This is a genomic window from Kamptonema formosum PCC 10802, from assembly GCF_000332335.1.
GTDB lineage: Bacteria > Cyanobacteriota > Cyanobacteriia > Cyanobacteriales > Oscillatoriaceae > Oscillatoria.
Window position 1 is genome coordinate 4,727,964 of record NZ_KB235948.1, and the last position, 18,554, is coordinate 4,746,517.

At 55.2% G+C, this 18,554-nt stretch carries 9 protein-coding genes; 2 read left to right on the forward strand and 7 right to left on the reverse strand.

The features are described 5' to 3' along the window. Nucleotides 1-228: 228 nt before the first annotated feature. The 5 genes from OSC10802_RS0120590 to OSC10802_RS0120615 form a co-directional block, all read right to left on the reverse strand. A complete protein-coding gene (locus OSC10802_RS0120590) occupies nucleotides 229-2,307 on the reverse strand; it encodes a prolyl oligopeptidase family serine peptidase (protein WP_017718661.1) in 2,079 nt (692 codons plus the stop codon). A gap of 492 nt (nucleotides 2,308-2,799) precedes the next feature. Continuing rightward, nucleotides 2,800-7,857, reverse strand: a complete 5,058-nt coding sequence (locus OSC10802_RS0120600) for a response regulator (protein WP_017718663.1) — start codon at nucleotides 7,855-7,857, stop codon at nucleotides 2,800-2,802. A gap of 221 nt (nucleotides 7,858-8,078) precedes the next feature. Beyond that, nucleotides 8,079-11,045, reverse strand: coding sequence for a methyl-accepting chemotaxis protein (locus OSC10802_RS0120605; protein WP_017718664.1), 2,967 nt, complete (start codon nucleotides 11,043-11,045; stop codon nucleotides 8,079-8,081). An 87-nt stretch (nucleotides 11,046-11,132) separates the two neighbouring features. After that, nucleotides 11,133-11,666 (reverse strand): chemotaxis protein CheW, encoded by a 534-nt coding sequence (locus tag OSC10802_RS0120610; protein WP_017718665.1) that lies wholly within the window; start codon nucleotides 11,664-11,666, stop codon nucleotides 11,133-11,135. 198 nt (nucleotides 11,667-11,864) lie between these two features. Next, nucleotides 11,865-12,230 (reverse strand): response regulator transcription factor, encoded by a 366-nt coding sequence (locus OSC10802_RS0120615; RefSeq protein ID WP_017718666.1) that lies wholly within the window; start codon nucleotides 12,228-12,230, stop codon nucleotides 11,865-11,867. A 271-nt stretch (nucleotides 12,231-12,501) separates the two neighbouring features. Here OSC10802_RS0120615 and OSC10802_RS50480 point away from each other — a divergent pair, with 271 nt between their 5' ends. Continuing rightward, on the forward strand, nucleotides 12,502-13,002 hold the full coding sequence (locus tag OSC10802_RS50480; RefSeq protein WP_155968138.1) for a hypothetical protein: 501 nt from the start codon (nucleotides 12,502-12,504) through the stop codon (nucleotides 13,000-13,002). A gap of 168 nt (nucleotides 13,003-13,170) precedes the next feature. On the opposite strand, the gene OSC10802_RS0120630 is transcribed toward OSC10802_RS50480, so the two are convergent. Further along, entirely contained in the window at nucleotides 13,171-14,469 is a 1,299-nt protein-coding gene (locus OSC10802_RS0120630; RefSeq protein ID WP_017718669.1) for a response regulator, read from the reverse strand. Nucleotides 14,470-15,559: 1,090 nt separating this feature from the next. Continuing rightward, nucleotides 15,560-16,363, reverse strand: a complete 804-nt coding sequence (locus OSC10802_RS0120640; RefSeq protein WP_155968140.1) for a hypothetical protein — start codon at nucleotides 16,361-16,363, stop codon at nucleotides 15,560-15,562. Between the two features lie 2,067 nt (nucleotides 16,364-18,430). On the opposite strand from OSC10802_RS0120640, the gene OSC10802_RS56605 reads away from it, so the two are divergent. Further along, the coding region (locus OSC10802_RS56605; RefSeq protein ID WP_198525284.1) for an IS4/Tn5 family transposase DNA-binding protein at nucleotides 18,431-18,554 on the forward strand (124 nt) is incomplete at its 3' end.

The following is an 18,554-nucleotide window of genomic DNA, read 5'->3' on the forward strand; positions in this document are numbered from 1 at the left end:
TTCTTTGGGCTACGCTGAACTTACGAACCTTTGGGCTACGCTGAACTTACGAACCTTTGGGCTACGCTGAACTTACGAACCTTTGGGCTACGCTGAACTTACGAACCTTTGGGCTACGCTGAACTTACGAACCTTTGGGCTACGCTGAACTTACGAACCTTTGGGCTACGCTGAACTTACGAACCTTTGGGCTACGCTGAACTTACAAACCTTTGGGCTACGCTGAACTTACAAACTGCTCACCGGCATCTCCAGAACTCGCACCAAAAAAGCCCACTTGTCGGCAATTTCCTCTATAATTTTAGCAGTCGGCTTGCCGGCACCGTGTCCCGCCTTCGTTTCAATTCGGATCAGCACCGGCTTCTCACCCGCGTGCGCTTCTTGCAAAGCCGCCGCAAACTTGAAACTGTGCGCCGGCACCACCCGATCGTCGTGATCCGCAGTAGTAATCATCGTCGCGGGATAAGCTGTGCCGGCTTTGACATTGTGCAGCGGCGAATAGGCGTAAAGAGTTTGAAACTCCTCCGGATTCTCCGGCGAACCGTATTCGGAACACCACGCCCAACCAATGGTAAACTTGTGGAAGCGCAGCATATCCATAACCCCGACAGCCGGCAGCGCTGCCCCAAACAAATCCGGGCGCTGAGTCATGCAAGCACCCACCAGCAATCCCCCATTGCTTCCGCCGCCAATCCCCAGTTTTGCCGGAGAGGTGTAGCCATTAGCAATCAGCCACTCAGCAGCGGCGATGAAATCATCAAAAACATTCTGCTTTTTCAGCTTCATCCCCGCTTGGTGCCACTCCTCGCCATACTCGCCACCGCCGCGCAGATTGGGAATCGCCAAAACGCCGCCCAGTTCCATCCAAACCAGCTGCCCAACCGAGAAAGTCGGCGTCAGGGAGATATTGAATCCGCCGTAGGCGTAGAGATAAGTTCCGTTATTTCCATCCAGCGAAATTCCCTTTTTGTGGCTGATGAACATCGGCACTCGGGTGCCGTCTTTGCTGGTGTAAAAGACTTGCTTGGTTTCGTAATCCGCTGGGTTGAAATCGACATCTGGCTGGCGGTAAAGGGTGCTCTCACCCGTCACCATATCGTAGCGGTAGATAGTGGATGGTGCCGTGTAGCCGGTGAAGCTGTAGAAGGTTTCCGTGTCGTAGCGCTTCCCGCCGAATCCGCCGGCAGAACCGATTCCCGGCAATTCCACTTCCCGCACAAACGAGCCATCTAAGTTAAAAATCTTAATTTGACTGCGGGCGTCTTTCAGGTAGTCAGTCACAAATTGGTTATTGAGCAAACCGGCACCTTCCAGAACTTCATCCGCCTCAGGGATGATTTCTTGCCAATTCTCCCGGGATGGGTTGTTGGTATCAATAGCAATAACCCGACCGCGAGGGGCATCCAGGTCAGTTTGAAACCAGAACAAAGAGCCATCATTGTCGATGCAGCTGTATTTAGCCTCAAACTCGCTAATTAATTCTAGCACAGGGGCGTTGGGGTCTGTCAAGTCTTTATAAAAGACCAAGTTTTTGGGTTCAGTTCCCCGCCAAACCGTAATAATCAGGTACTTGCCGTCTTCGGTGACATCGCCGGAAAAACCCCATTCTTTTTCGTCGGGCCGGTGATAGATGAGGGCATCTTCCGATTGGGGCGTTCCGAGCCGGTGGTAGAAGAGTTTCTGGTAATAGTTAACGTCTTCCAGTTTAGTTTTCTCGTTTGGCTCGTCATACCGGCTGTAGAAAAAGCCCTCACCGTCGAGAGTCCAAGAAGCGCCAGAGAATTTAATCCACTTTAGGCGATCGGAGAGGTCTGTGCCGGTTTCCACATCGCGAACTTTCCACTCCTGCCAGTCAGAACCGGAGGTGGACAAGCCATAAGCCATCCATTTCCCATCTTCAGTAATGGCCACACTAGACAGGGCAACCGTGCCATCTTCTGAGAGCGTATTTGGGTCGAGCAGCACTCGCGGCTCTCCGTCGAGGGAAGTCAAAGTGTATAGCACACTTTGGTTTTGGAGTCCATCATTTTTGTAATAAAAGTACCGGTTTCCTTTCTTGTAGGGGATGCTGTATTTCTCGTAATCCCACAGTTTGGTGAGGCGCTGCTTGATTTTTTCCCGTGCGGGGATTTCGTTGAGGTAGGTAAATGTCACCTGGTTCTCGGCCTCGACCCAAGCCTTCGTTTCGTCAGAGTCGAGATCTTCCAGCCAGCGATAAGGATCGCTGACGGTTGTGCCGTGGTAATCATCTACTTGCTCAGCTTTGCGGGTTTGCGGGTAAGTCAGGGATTTCTCAGGATACGTCATCGTGCGCTATTGTTGCCAACACTCTACAGTTTAGCGTCACAGGAACCCGATGCGCCTCTGCGGACTAAAGAACTTTTGCCTTGCGGATGTTGGCCTCGCCACCTGCCAAACTTTAGCACTTCCTGTTCCAAATCCTGCAGCATCACTGTCCGAGCAAAAATTGAAATATTGCACTCCTACATTAACTCCGACAGTTGCCAGCCGTTTATCCCTAAAATCTTTGCCAAAACCCCAGCACTAATCTAACCCAGCTTTAGCAACTCCATCACAAAATCCTCCTTCGCTTTAGCTTAAGCAGCGGCAATCCGTCCCACCGGCACCCCCGGAGGAACATCCGCCACAATCAACCTCACCTCCAACAAATTTTCCAATTCTCTCACCTTAACCCTTGACAATTTGACTCACTTAATGTATAATAATAACCCACCCAGACACACCGGCCAACTCCTCCCCCCCTTTCCGCACCCCGCGTGCGGGCAGGGGGGGTCGGGCTCACCCCTGCGCCTCAGCCTTAGCCGTCACCAGCACCTCACCCTTGAGCATCCGGGAAGCCGCCTCAAGGAGCGCCTCTTCCAGATAGGGCTTGGTGAAATAGCCCCGCGCCCCTAGCTGGATCGCCATCTGCCGGTGCCGGTCAGCACCGCGAGAGGTGAGCATAGCAATCGGCATATCCGTGAGAATCGGGTCTTTCTGCATCCGCGACAGCAGCTCCAGACCGTCCATCCGGGGCATCTCGATGTCGCAGAACACAATATCGCAAGGCAGTCCAGAGCGGAGTTTTTCCCACGCTTCCTGACCGTCACGCGCTTGTTCCACCCGGTAGCCGGCCTTATTAAACGTCATCGACAGCAGCTCGCGCACCGTAATCGAGTCATCCACGATCAGCACAGTCGGCTCGTTCTTTTCAACCAGCTCCACCGGCTCAATCGAGTCAGGGCCAATCCAAGTACCCTTCTCCCGGTTCAGGCGTCCCGCCGCCAGGTCAAGCAGTTCGAGCACGTCAGCAATCGCCACGATCCGGCCATCCCCCATCACCGTCGCACCGGCAATGCCAGCCGGCTTGGGCACCGGCCCTTCCAGCTGCTTGATCACAATTTCCTGCTCGCCCAACACCTGATCTACCTGGAGAGCCAGGTAATTGCCGGCGCTGCGCAGCACCACCACCGAAATCACGTCATCCTCTGGATTAGCGCCGTACACGTTGCCCCGACCGAGATGCCGGTTGTACCCGAGCAGTTCCCGCAAGTGCCGGAACCCGAGCATCGAATCCCGCCAAGGAATGCACTGCTGCCCGTCCGCCCCCATTTGAACGCGGTCTTTCGGCACGTCCAGCATATCTTCCACCCCATCCATCGGGAAAGCAATGCGGGCCCGGTCGCTAATGCACACCAGAGCCTTAGAAATACTCAGCGTCAGCGGCAAGCGAATCGTGAATGTCGTGCCCTGGCCAAGGGTAGAGTCGATGCCAATCGTTCCCCGGATTTCATGAACATCCTCCTGCACCACATTCAGGCCCACACCGCGACCGGCGATATCATCCACCTGGTCTTTGGTGCTGAAACCGGGCAAAAACAGCAGTTCGTACACTTCTTGCCGGGTGAGATTCTTAGCTTGCTGCTGCGTAATCAGCTTCTTTTCAATCGCCTTGTACTTTACCTTTTCCAGATTAATCCCCGCCCCGTCATCCGAGAACGAGATCACCGTCTGGTTGCCTTGGTGGAAAGCCCGAATCGTCAGCCGGCCCGTTTCCGGCTTCTTGGGATTGGCCGCCTTGCGCACTTCTGGCGGCTCAATTCCGTGAGCGATAGCATTGTTAACCAAGTGATTGAGCGGCGTGAACAGCTGGTCGGCGATCATCTTGTCAATCAGCGTCTCCCGCCCTTCTATCACCAGTTCTGCCAGCTTGCCCTCTTTAATGGCCACATCGCGCACCGAGCGGGGCAGCCGGTCTGCCGTCTGGGCAAAAGGCACCATTCGGGAGCGGGTTAGCCCTTCTTGCAGCTGGGTTGTGATCTGCCGCAGCTGGCGCGTCACCTGCTCGGTTTCATCCACCAGGAACTCAATGTCCGAAGCCGACTCCCGCACTCGCACGATCAGCTCAATAATCTCCTGCGACTGCGTGTGAAAGCCGGTAAACCGGTCCATTTCCAGAGCGTCAAAGCTCGCGCCGGTCGAGTGAGAGTCGCGGGACCGCCCCCCGCTCATGGCGCTGTAGCTCTGCCGGCTCGCCAGCAGGGAGATTTCCAGCAGCGAGCGCTCGTACAGGTCCTGCATCCGCTGGCCCACGTCAGACAGCTGCTGCACTTGGTGCAGCAAGTTGTCCAGGAACTGCCGCAGCCGTTCTTGGTTTTGCTCCAAGCTGTTGCGGTTCACCACCAATTCCCCCACCAAGTTGCTGAGGTTATCCAGCTGTTTGATAGGCACCCGCATACTTTGATCGATCAGCTGGCGCTTCACCTGCGATCCCGGTCCCGGCCTTTTTCCCGCGCCTGTCTGCATGTCCGAAGGGAGCATGTCTACCAGATCGGAAAAACCGTCTTCTTCTCCCAGAGGCTGTGGGGCAATGGGCGCAGCTGCCTTGGCGGGCGCTCGCTGCGCCACCGGCAATCCCTGTGGCGGCGTCTCACCGATCAGGTCTTCGAGCTCAGAGAAGACATCTGAATCCGCCTCGATAAATGGGCCGGAGTTCAAGGCTGTCGGCTCTTCTTCCAACAGGGCTTCTAAATCGGCAAACCCATCTGGCACCAGCAGCGGCAAATCCTCTTGTGATGTGAGGTTTAAGATTGCGGACTGCTCTGAGCTTTCTTCAATCTCCTGTTCTGCCGCCTCCAAAAAGCTGTTGAAAAACGCTAAATCGTCCGCACTCTCATCCGCTGCCCCACCAGACACTTCCAGTCCAGCTTCTGCCTCCGCTGAACTGCCATCGGAAGCAAAATCGGGGAATTCCAGCTCCAGCGTCGAGTCCTCCTCGTAAGACCAGCTGTCCGAGATTTCTTGGCTTCCCCTGTCGGCGTCCAGTTCTGTGGCGAAAAAGGCTTCTAAGTTTTCAGATAAATCCAGCGTTTCCTCTGCCGCAGTGGCTAGCAGCCCGTCTGAGGGCCAGTCGTCACCCAGCTCATAGCCCGTGCCGGCGGCAGTTTCTGGGCCAAACAGGTCCGTTTCGTCAAAGTCCAAGCTCTCAGTGACCGGTGTCCCTGGGGCTTCCGGCTCTTCTTCGAGGCTGGTTTCAAACAGCAGCTCCAGAGAGTCGGAAAAATCCTCGCCCTCCTCCTGCTGTCCGCGCACTTTGCTCGGCGCACTCCCTCCCATATCACGAAATATGTTTTCTGTCAAGCTCTCGCTGGCGGGCGCTTCCAGGTCGAACAAATCCTCGAAATCCAGACTGGCATCCTCTTCCTCCGCTGCGGCTGCGGTCAGTTCATGGGTGCGGATCTGAGAAATACTTGTCTCAGGTGAGTCCTGGGCGCGGAATGGAAACGCCACCCCGTCCGCGACTGCTTCGCCCTCAAACAAACTGCTGAACTCCAAATCAGACAAGTCTTGTGAGTTTCTATTACTGGACGTCTCCATTTCCCCGAGCCAATCTGAAATGGCCCCGTCCAATTCGGGCGCTTCAATCTCGGCCAGCAAATCGGGAGTTTCTTCCGAGGTTTGCCACAGCTCCTCCCATTCGCGAGGGAGCGCTGCCGGTTGTCCGGGGCTCTCCGCAGATGTCTCTCCGGTCCCCTTTTTGTTTTCAAATTTGTCTTCAAACTGAGTTGCCAGTTCGGGCGTGTCTTCAAATATATCTGCGAGATCGTCTTGGCTGACAGGAGATAGCTCAGGCAAAACGGGAAGGTCTTCTCCCAAAAAGCCGCTCTCTTCGAGCCCGTCAAAGAGTTCGTCGAGATTGCCGGCATCAGCTAACGAACCTTTGCTGGTTTTTGACTGCTGCGCCAAGACAAGATCGAAACTGTCCGCTGTCTCGAACTGCTCGAAAGTGTCTCCCGGTTCAGCCCCCCAAAGCTCGCCGGCTTCTCTTGCTGCGGGTCTTTGCGGTTCTTCTGAACTCTCCTCATCCAGCAAGGCGTCACCAAACAAACTGTTGATATCGTCGATCTCCGGTGCGAAATCTGCTGTCGTTCCTGAGGTCTTTTCATCAAATAGGAGGTCGGAAAAATCTGTGTCTGCTGTTTCTGCCAGCGCGGTGCCGGCTGGGACATCTGGAATTAAATCCGCACCGCCTGGCTCCATAGAGTAGGAGTCAATGACTTCCTCCGCTTCCCAAGTTGTGTCCAGATCGGGCGTTTCGCCTTCAAACAGGTCCGCTAAACTGTTCAGTTCTGCCATCCCCACTTCCGGTCCGGTGTGGGCCACTTTTCTGGGCGCAGGGGGGTCGCCAGACCGAGTGGATAGGGGCTTTTCCCTCACGTCTGGGGCGCTGTCTTTGGCTGGCGTCCCTGCTGGGGGTGCTGTGGCGGCCATAGGCTTTTCACCGGCGCTGTGAGCGGTTTTTGGCTCGGCTCGCGGTAGGGCGCTGGCACGGGGCGGTACAGTTTTTTCCTTTGGCGGCGGGGGGGGACTGTTTTTGCCGGCTGAATCCGAGCGGCGGGCTTGAGATTTTAGGGCGTCAGAAGCCCTTATTTCTGCCCACCGGCCCGCTAAAACCAATTCTTGGGCCTGTTTGATGTCCTTGATTACGGTGGGGGCGAGGGCGCGATAGGCGATGTCGGGATTGCCAATCGCAGCTGTTGCTGTCTGCAGCAGCCCGCACCAAGCTTGCAGGTCGAACGCATGCCCTGCTGTCAGCAAGCTGCGACAGATTTCTTGGAGTTCCTGCCGGCTGAGAGGTTGTTCAGGCTGCTTGAACAGCTGCAGCATCTCCCGCAGCCTCGCCGGCACGTCGCTTTGAAAAATCAGCTGCAGCGCACTTTTTTCCTGAGAGGCGGTTGACGGGTCGGGGTTTTTTGATTTGGATGCCGCTCCTGTTGCTTTTCGAGCGCTTTGCTTTTCTGGGGAGGATTTGGCCGCCGGTTTGCGCCCCTTAGCCGGTGCTTTCCCTGCTGCCTTTGCCGGTGCCTTCGCCCGTGCCTTCGCCGGTGCTGGTGCCCGTGCCGGTGCCGGTGCTGGTGCCCGTGCCGGTGCGGACTGGCTCGCCAGCGAGTTGAGGTGGGTGCTGAGCTCTTCAAACACCGGCTCTGCGGCGGCAATAATATTGCTCGCCACTTCCTCAGGCAGGCCCGCCGGTCCTGACAGCTGTTCGAGCTGTTCCTGAAGGGTGTCAAACACCCGCAAAAAAAGAGTTTCTAGTTTTTGGTCTACTTTAACCGGCCCTTCTTTGAACACTTTAAAACAGTCTTCCAGCCGGTGAGCTGTTTTCTGAATGCTCCCCAGTCCGAGCATTGCCGCCCCACCTTTTATCGAGTGGGCCGCGCGGAATATTTCATTCACCTGTTCCGAGTCTGTTAGGGTGTTTGGCAAATTCAGCAACCCGCGCTCAATCGTACCCAAATGTTCCTTTGACTCTTCAATAAAGTACCCCAAAATTCTTTGATGCTGTTCTGGTAACATATAGATATTTTTTCTGTGTTAAGATACATTTACTTCTGATGCCGTAAGGCGTATACAAGAGTGGAGCAAAGAAGCCGCACTGGCTCGCTCCTCCCTAAGGCGCGCTCGCCGAGCCAACCACCTCTCCCTGTAATTTTGAGACTGACTGGGTGGGAAAAATCCCCAAGTCCGGCTATCCGCTGCTAAAAGTGAAGGCCATCTGAAGTTCACCCCCTGCTGCATTACCTCTCTGCTGCGTCAACGCGGAATCGCTCCACCGAAGTTAGCAAATCTCGCGCCACTCCCACCAGATTTTGCAGCGCGCCGGACACCCGCTGCGCTTCCTGACTGGTTTCCTGTGCGGTCAGCTCGACGGCGGACATCACTTGGGCCACAGCGCGGGAGGTTTCGGTTTGTTCTACCGTGTCAGCCGTAATCGAGCGCACCAGAACGTCAATGCGTTTCGCCACTTGAATGATGTCTTCCAGGGACCGCTTCGCTTGTTCGGCCAGCTTAGTGCCTTCAATCACCTGCTGCGTTCCTTCTTCCATCGCCAGCATCACCGAGCCGGTTTCGCTCTGGATTTGCATCACGATTTGCTCAATTTCCTTAAGGGCTTTAGCCGAGCGATCTGCCAGCTGGCGGACTTCATCGGCGACGATCGCAAAGCCCCGGCCCGCTTCACCGGCGCGAGCTGCTTCGATACTGGCGTTGAGTGCCAGCAGGTTGGTGCGGGAGGCAATCGTCGAAATCAGGGCCACAATCTTGGAAATTTCTTGGGAAGATTCCGCCAGACGCTTGACTTTTCGGGTGGTTTCTGCTACTGTTTCGCGAATCCCCAGAATGCCGGCCACCGTTTGCTCCACTGCTTCTCCGCCCTTGATCGCAGTGGCGGACACGGAGCGGGCCACTTCTTCCGCCTCTCTGGCGTTTTCCGCCACCCGCTGAATGGCGTCCGTCATCACCTGGACAGAATTGAGGGTGGCGGCGAGTTCTTCGGCCTGCCGCAGGGCGTCCGAAGACAGGCCGCGAGCGAACATTTCGCTGTCAGACGAGCCTCTGTTCACCTGTCGCGCCGCCTGTTTCACCTGGAGCACGATTTCCCGGAGGTTTTGAATGGTGAGGTTAAAGGAGTCCGCCACAGCCCCGAGGACGTCAGCGGTGACTTCCGCTTGCACCGTCAGGTCGCCTCTTGCCGCGCCTTCAACGTCATCGAGAAGCCGGATCACCTGGCGCTGCAGGTCTTCCTTGGCCTGTTCTTGCTCTTCCGCCTTCCGCTGCGCCTCGTGAGTCGTGGTGAAGATGACGCGGGCCATCTGGTTGAATTTGGCCGCCAGCTGGCCAAATTCATCTTCCGAGTACACTGCCGCCCGAGTGCTGAGATTGCCCTGGACTACGGCATCAAACTGGGCTTGCAGGTCTTGGGTGGCTCGCTTGATCTGCTTGGTCGTCAGCTGCCCCATACCCAACACCGTCAGACCGGCGGCCAGTCCCGCGCCGGCTGCCATAGCGGCATTTTTCAGCTGCGGGATTGGATAGATAGCCGCCGTGTAGCTCACCGCCGCCGCTGCTATCGCGGAAACTGCCCCAGTAATCAGAGCCGTCCACACCTGTTTCGTGGCCAGGGGGGCGTTTTCATAGAAGGCTAGCCAGCCCTGCTCTTGGGTGACGGTGGGCTCGAGCGCGCCGCTGTCGGCCTGCGCGAAGCTCGGCACCTGCTCGGAGCTGCCGGCAATGCTAAATATTTCGTCATCCCGAATCAGCGAGCCATCGGTCATGTCGCTGAAGCCGGAATCTTTGCTAGAAGAGGAACTGCCAATATCCGAGCTAAACCCAAAGCCCGCAGAAGGGCGGGTTGCCCCTGTAGAATCTTCCGAGAGGTCAAAATCTGGAATTTCGCCTAAGTCGTCAAAATCCTCAAATTCATCCAAAAAGTCAATGGCTTGACCGCCTGCCGGCTTTTGGGGCGCTGCTGCGGAAAGCGAGTTTTTTTGCAATCCTGAGATCGGCGGCGAGCCAAATGGCTCCAGGGACGCATCGGGGTCGAAACTGCCGCTGGAGTGAAATCCGTTCTGCTCAGGGTTTGATGTGTGGGGCCGCCCCGAGCGGGAATTGGGTTTGGCCGTGCGGGCCCCGTTTGATGCCGGGGGGTTCGGGCTGTAGTCGGCTTGCAGGAACTGGGCCTCAGCGGCCTCTAGAGCTTGCGACCCCATCAGCAGGGTGGCGTCTTCAGCAGCCGGATAGCCCGGGCTGAACCTGTCCCCTCTTTTTTGGCTGGTGCCGGACGCTGGGGACTTCTCGCCTAGCGGCTCCGTAGGTTCCTCGCTGCCATCTTGATACTTGGGAGCCTTGGGGGGGAGGCCGCTAGTTCTGTCCCCACGCTGGCTTGCCTGCGACAGGGAAGGGGCTCCCGCCCCCGGAAACTCATCGAGCGGCGCTGACAGGTCCTCTGAATCGAAATCCGCCGTCGTGCTGAAGGGGGAGACGTAATCCCCGGAGATTGCCCCTACCCGGGGGTCTAGCTCGGGCATTTCCTCCACGCTTAAAAAGTCAGGCAGGTCCGCGAGCACCTGCTGGTCATTCCAGTTTTCCCCCCCATCTTCAGCCAGGAAGTTTTCATCCAAGGCAAAAGGATCTGGAATATGGTCCGCCGCCTCCAGGCTGGCCGTTGCCCTGTTTGGCTGCTGTGCCCCTCTCTGTCTGGCCTTGGGACTGACTTGCCCCTCGGAGGCAGCCGCTGGGGCGGCGAAACTTTCGGCGCTGTCAAAAGCCAGCGAGCCGAGATCCAAATCCCCTTCTTGAGCGAACTCTTCCAGATTTGGCCACGGCAGGCTCTGCTCCTCATACGGCGTTGAGTAATCGCCGGCCATTTCCTGTTCAGCCGGCATGTCTGGTTCATAATCCGCCTGAGCGCTAGCTTCCGCCGCTGCGCTTTCAAACTGAACGGCGTCTGCCAGGCCATTGTTGGCAAAATCAATGAAATCTGGGTCCTTGGTCAGGCGCAGCACCAGCTCATACTGTTGCTTGGCCACTTCATACTGCTGCAGGCCGTAGCAGTAAATGTGGCCCCGCAGCAAACGGGCACTCGGGTCTTCCGGGAAATCCTCGACCAGACGATCCACAATCGCCGCCGCGTCTTCGTATTTCCCCTGCATGTAGGCCATTTGAGCCCGTTCGTAATCCTGTGCGTAGTCCGTAGTTGCTGGCATTTGCCCCTCTCTGCCCAATATGCTTCGATTTTCGATGCCCCGATTGGGAATTTCAGACTCACTCTGGCGTCTAAAATTTCAAACTCTTTATGCTGCCCACCGCGCTGACCGAAGAATTTTCACCTGATCCAGCAGTCGGAGAACCCGATCGGCCTCCGCGTTCCACACCCACTCACCTTCTAGAAATGGCTCCATACTGTCTGGTGCGCTGGTTCGCCTCTGCAACTGAGCCACATCCAGCCACTCCATTCCCACAATTCTGTCAACTGCTAACCCTAGTATAGTGTCAGAGTCTTCCACCGCAATCACCGGCAGCTCGGGGCGGTCGGTATTTAGGGGAGTCGGATCTCCCAGAAATTGACCCAGATCCGCCACCCAGATCACTCGCCCCCGCAAGTTTAGAGTTCCCAAAAGCAAGGAAGATACATTGGGAATCGGGGTAATTCGGTCTGGCGACGGCGAAATCACTTCCCGGATTCCCTTTGCCGGTAAGGCGAACTCGTTGCCTGAAGTAACGTAAAACCTCAGGTGCAACTCCCCCTCAGGACTTTCCAGCTCCTGGAATTCGTCGGGCGCTCGATCTGGCCCTATGCCGGTTAAAAAGTCCGGATTCCCCACCATTGGGCTGACCTCCCTGTTTGCGCTGCCTGCATTTTCTCCTGTCAAACTTTCGATAGCTGTTGTGGCTGGTGGCTGCTGCCGTCCCGTGGGCCTCAGGTTCGGGTCTGGGGGCCTTCAGCTTGCTGCCTTCCTTGCGGGCCCCGCCTGCCAGTCCCTCCCCACCGCTTCTCCCCTGTCCTGTGCCGGCGGCCCCCATCCCTAACCTCGCAGCAGCTGTTTCACTGTTCCCACCAGCTCGGTTGGTTGAAAAGGTTTAGCGATATACGCATCCGCACCCTGCTTCATTCCCCAGTAGCGGTCGAACTCTTCTCCTTTGGAAGAGCACATCACCACCGGCACGTTTTGGGTTTTCGGATCTGCTTTCAGCCGGCGACAGACTTCGTAGCCATTCATCCTGGGCATGACAATATCCAGTACGACTAAATCCGGGCAATTATCTTTTATTCGCTCTATGGCTTCTACGCCATCACTGGCCACTGCAACGGTTAATCCACTCCCTTTCAGGAGGTTTGAGATCATCTCCCGTTGCGTAACGCTGTCTTCCACAACCAGAACTGTACTCATAGCTAACTACCTGCTTGCTGGCAAAAACTCTTAATGGGAAATCTCGACCGGCAGGCATGGGGTGTCCTCCTTGAAAGCCTGACCCCACGGGCTTCAGGAAGGCTCGGCGACGCCTGTCGATTGGGGGTAAATGCTTTGATGCCAAAGATGCTCAAATGCGAAAACACAGGTCTTTACGGGCAGTTTTGGGGATGGGCGCAAAAATATATAATATTATAATCTATGGACATCTTCCTTCGGGAGTGCCTGAGGGGCAGCTCCTGAGGGGCTTTTGACTCACAGCTCCAGATTAGCAAAGCTTTTGCCGGCATTGAGCGATCTGGGGCACCCACAGCAGAGCGCGAGAACTCACGGAACTGCTAAGATTGATCCGCCGCCCCCCGACTGGGGTGTGGCCGGTGCCTCCCGCTCGGGGAGAAGCAGGCCAGCGCCGCCCCGCTCGCTCAATCCCTGCCCCGATGTGGATTTTCCTGGGAGTGCCGCAGAGTCTCCCGGGCCAGATTTGGCAGCTGTCAGCCCGAAGCCCGCAGGAAATGGACACATTCCATCGCCACCGGCAGCGCCAAAAGTGGCAGCTCACAGCTCAAACCCAACACACTTGAAAATGTCTGTGAGCCGGTTGAGTCTGGGAGGGATTCAGGGGAGAGCAGCTCGGCAAGACTTCCAGCGGGCCAGGAGCTGCCAGCCAGGGGGGTGGGGGAATCAGGAAATCCCACCCTGGAAGGCTGTACTGGGCTATATCGCCCCCTTCGGGTTAGATCGAGTCTGGTGAATTGCCTGTGATTAATTTTTCTCGCCCTCTCTCCGTCTCCCCACCGCTGCGCTCAATTAATCGGATCTGATCTGAGCCAGGGAGGGAGTCACAGAAAACGCGGCTCCTCTGATGCGACCCCAGTGTGGGGGGCTTTTGGCGCTCGCTCCCCCGGGCCGGTGCTGGCGCTCAGATCAAAGGCGCTGATCGGGAGGGGGAGGCATCTGGCATATCTAAGTCTAATTCTGTTTGTATGTCTTTTTCTAGCAATCTTTCTGGTTGAGGGTGTTCGGGATATCCCCTCCCGACATATTTTTCCACCAGCATCAATAACTCACTTTCGCCAAACGGCTTGGTGAGGTAGTCCGTAGACCCGACCATCCGCGCTTTAACTCGGTCAATAAAGCCGTCTTTGCCGGTGAGCATGACGATCGGAGTCTGGCGAAAGGCTGTGGACCTGCGGAGCATGGCACAGAGTTCGTAGCCGTCGAGTTCGGGCATGGTAATGTCGCACAGGATCAAGTCAGGTTTGAGCTGAAAAACCAGACTGAGGGCCTTCAGGGGATTGCTGATCGCGGTGGCTTCGTAACCGTGCTGGCTGAGAATATACTCCACCGACTTGCGAACGGCCACTTCGTCATCAATACAGACGATGCGGGGCACTTTTGCCGGCTGGCCCAGCCCCAAGTCCCATTTACAGGCGGTGCCCGCTTCATTGGCGGGATAGGACAGCTGCACTAGCCCCTGCTGCACATAAGGGTAAATGGCTCGCGCCACCGTCAACACATCTCGGTTCAGATAGCGCGCCAGCCCCAGTATGGTGGTTTGGCCATCCGCCCAGCGAGTCAGGGTCTTGAAGATGTTTTCTGGCAGGGCTTCTCGCAGCTTTTCCGGATCGGAAATGACTGGACACTGATTGGGCGACTGAATGTGCGGGTGAAACTGCTTCCACTCCTGGACGCGCTTCATGATCTTCGTTACCAGAGATCCAATCTCCAAGGTGGTCAGTTGCGGTGCTAGCGCCGGTCCCATCTCAAAGATGAACGAACCTTGGTGGAGGCTGAGCAGGTCAAACAGGGTTTCGTGCACCATACTCTGGATGATGTTCCGCCCTTGGGCTGGGGTCAGGACGCGGTTTTCTAGCAGCGCCCACAGGTAGCCGTACTCTGGTGCGTTGGTGGAGGCAATCGCCGATACCTTTATGCTGTCTAGGGCTGTCTCAGCCTTGTAGCGGCGCAGATAGTCTCGCAGGCGAGACAAATTGCTGTCGCTATCAGACGCGGCATATATAATTTGACCGTTGAAGAAGAAGACAAACCACGACTGCCCCTGGGGCCTGGTATCGCGATTTCTATAGTGATCTCGCACAGCACATAGCGGTGTTAAGGGTTGACTATAGGCTTCTACGAACAGTTCGCCGGTTCGCTGCCCCAACTCAATGAGTTCCAGGATGCTGCGGATATCGATTTCATTTAAATTTCCCTGCATGCCGCTAAAAAGCTCTCCTTAAAACTGTTTGCGTCCGCCGGCATCTGTTGAGCACCGGTCTGCTTGCTGTTCGAGAATTGCCACGGCCCGCCGCGACCCTCTTGGCAGCCCGATGGCACACAGCAACTAACCAAGCGGATTTTACCCTATTATGTGAAATTCCGGCGCTATTACTCAGTGGTAGCATTTTCAGAGGCGCTACAGTCGCCACGCGGCTCCCACAAAGCCTTTTCTTGGAGTGCCGCTCTCCAGAGCCGGCGTTAAGGGGTAATCTACCTAATCTCAGGTTCAAGGCTACCAGTTTAAAGCAGGACATTTGACAGCAGGGGGGAGAGGGGCGTTGGGACAAGAGGTTTCTGGGTCAGAAGTCACTGCGAGTTTTCATGTGAGGGCGTTGGGGCGCTGCGGCTGCTTTGAGATTCTCCTTCCTGCCCCCAGAACCGGGATCTCGAACCCCGTCCCCAGTCCGCCCCGCCGGTCCGGCAACTTTCCAGGCGGCACTTGCGCAGCCGCCCTAATTTTTAATCCGGGCGGGAATTCTCAAGAGATTCTCTCTGAAGGGGTTCTTCAACGCCCCAGTAGGGGCCGGTTTACATATATTCTGACTTTCCAGGGAAGAAGTTGATAAACGCGCCCCTACACGCTCCCTATCGAGCCGGCGGTCGATTCCGCATAGAATATTGGCCTCTCCCCTCACAGCCGCGCTGACGAGCGGCCACGGTTTGGTTCCGCACAAGCTCAGACCAATTCCCAGGCTGCTGATTTTAATCTCTCTGAGAGGAAACCCGTATTTTTTGGTCAGTTCTTTTCCTATAAATTGCTCTTTGCGAGAGGGGAAGCTGACTCCAAAAATATAAAGCATTGCTCCCAATAAATAACTCAAATCAGCCTCCGCTCTCCCCTGGGATAGCTTCGGGTCGCTGAAACTGGTTTGAAAAGTCTCAGACTCTTCCGAATCCGCATACTGCAATCTGTATCCCAGCTTCCTGAGAAGCATCCTTTTTTCGCCCATTGCTTGACAATGCCGGACTAAAATCGACTCTAAATATATGGCTGAAATTCCCATATTTTTCTCCCTTTTGCTTCGCCCCTACAATACCCGCACGCTCGCCCTCGCGCTCGACGAGCCGCAACGCTTGCGCCTGAAGCCTTTACCTTCTCTCGGAGGGAGGCTATCTGGATTTGTGCGAGCTTCCGACTGCTGTGTTTCCTCCCTGATTTTCTGCTTCTGTTCCCAATAGCAGACAACCCTAATTTCGCTTATTTGTTTGAAAGTGTGGGAGTTAATTATTAATCTAGATTTTGGATTAATGAACTCTCGAATACCAACGGCATAGTTGCTGTTTTTCCAGGTCGAAAACGCACATTTTCTCCAGATTAAGGAGCAATATATATCTAAATTATACCCTAATAATTTACGCCAGCTTAACAGGCATAACTTTTGCTTTTCCAGGACGCTGTGAAGCCTCACTTTTTCTTTCTTATACCAGCCCTTAATTGATTTCAGATACTTTCCATCCTTCCCGTCAGGTTCGTACTGCTTTTTGAAAACGGGCAGCGCCGGTATGTAAATATCGAGGCAAGCGAGTCCGCAGACGGTGCTGCCTTGCTCCCGCCCCCTGAGGGCCGACCTTGTGTTCGCCCAGGGGGGGGCGAATTCTATCCGCCCGCTGCGGGGAATGCCAGCATTTCTCCGCGTTATTTCGGTATGATTTCCAAATCGGCACCCACTCAGTCCGCAAGCTTTGCCCAGGAGATACACTTCTATTTCGCTTAGAAAACTTATGACATCGAGCTTGCCTTTTAGAGACAGTAAATTCAATATGTTTAGCTTAATGAATGGAATTTTTTCGGCTTTAACTCGCTCTCTTAAAGTTATAAAACCCCTGAACAATATTTCTGCCCCCTTGACCGGCTGCAGGCTGGTGCCTGAATACAGCACCTTGCAATTCTCTCTGTGCTTGCCACTCTGAATGTTGCTGCTATAGATATGTAAAGCGGGTGTCTTAAAAAAATTATGTTTCCCCTCGTAGAACCGGACGCTGTAAATATTCTTCCACAACCGGCAAAGTGCCCTGAGAGATTTTTCTTCCCGGGTTCTTAATCCTTTTATCTGGTTTTTTTGCGTCAGGTACATTGGGTTATCACTTCACGTATCTGTTAGTTTACACAAAAATTCGACCCCGCTTTGTTAAGTTCTGTAAAGGCACAGGCCATCGAGTCCGGCCTCTGGCCGCCTCACAGACGGCAAATCCTCCGCCGGCGTCTGTCCGGGCTCTCTTGGGAAGGGATATTGCCGGCGGATGGGAGCGATGGGGGTTTAAGCCACGCTGGAAAGAAAGGCCCATACGGCTGCCCAAACGCGCTCTCCAATGGCTGTTTCACCTTTCGGCTGGAAAAAGGGGATTAACCCTTCTGGCAATCTTTTTGGCGCACGCACCCTCAGGTAGGAGTTTGACTGCTTGAGGAACGAGCTCCCGATGAGTCTGCAAGCTGCAAGACACGAGTCGGCTCAACCGGCAAGCGTTTCTTGCGCGCGCTACAGACCTGCGCCAAGCGCCAAGGAAGGGTCTGGCTGTATTGGAGAGCCACTGGTATTTACTCACAGGGGAAGCGGTGGGCTGTTGGCGGAAAGCCGGTACGGGCAAGCCGGTGGGCGCTGTGGCTCTAGGGGGTTGCTGTTGTTTGAGTTTCAACTTTATAGTTGAATTTAAAACTAACCGAAGCTGCCGCTTTCTTTTCTGCCCACTGGCTGTCTGTGAGGGGTGGCAGGGCGGGGGCTGACCACAAATCAGAGGCATTCCCCCATCCAGCGGCGATCCGCCTTCTTTCGTGACATTGGCTGTGCAATCCATTGTTGCCCTCTCCCCATCTCCCGACCTCACACGATCGCGGCGGGAGAGCTGCTTCCCCCTGGGGATGAATACCGGTGGGTCAAGAGCAGCAATAGTGCCGGCCCGACTGTCCTGCAGTCTCCGACTCCCTAAACCATAGAGAAACATTTAACCGAATTGCGGGCCGGCAAAACTCGCTATCCTTTTTTTCCCACCGCCGTTCCGGTTAAGCCAACAAAGGGAAAAACAGAATTCCCCCATCATTTACAATAGCGCTATAGCTGGGCGGCTACTGGACGCACTAGCCGGTGGCACTTTCAATAAATTTTCCGGGATCAAGGCTTATATTTTTTTTATGCCCCTAATCAGCGGGAATGTTTTTGCTCAGGCAAGACTCAATAGTATAGCGATAAAAAAATCCCAACCTCACAGGAGTGAGATAGGCGGGGGAGGAGAGTGAAAAATAAAGGGAAAAGGCTGTCTGGCTAGGAGGGAGCGGGCGTGGGGGTGCCGGCCCAAAAGAAAAGTCGGAGCTAGTGAGGGAGAGGGAGAGACCGCCTGTGACCGCTAGTTTCGGCTGTGTTGCGGTTATTCACTGACAGGAGACAGTCCGTTTTGGAAGACCTGCAGCCAGCATCAGCATTTCCGCCGAAGGCACCGCCCTTGCTGACACACAATATTCCGCAGCCGGATAAAACTGCTAGAGGGATTTGAGCCGGTGTCACCTGAGGGGTGCGGGTCGCTTAACTTGGACTGCCGGCACGACCGGCACTTACCTGCAGCCGTATTATAAAACTTCCTTCACAGAGCAGACAATAATAGACGCTGATTGACTATAATATAGATGGACTGATGACTTATGGTCTTCACAACCCAGTTAACGATTGGGACATTATCCCAAGTCCGACAAAAAGTAATCCCAAAGACTAAACTGTCTAGAGGGATAGGGGGGGAGTATCCCGTTTTTGCAAAGACTGTCACCCTCACCCCCCTAACCCCCCTCTCCCAGGTCCTATCCATTACCCACATTTTTCTTAACATAAAGTACATATTTCTTAAAAAATCCTGGAACATTGATGGGCTATAGTTTTAAGCATCCTGGGGCTAGAAGCGGGAGCAATTAAGTTATGCTTGAATGGGCCAGTAGTGAGCTACAATACGCTCAACTAGGAGATCAGCGACGCCACAAGCGCTTCATTCGGATTGTGGACGATTTGGTGAGCCAACCTGGGGCGAGCGTGCCACAGGCAT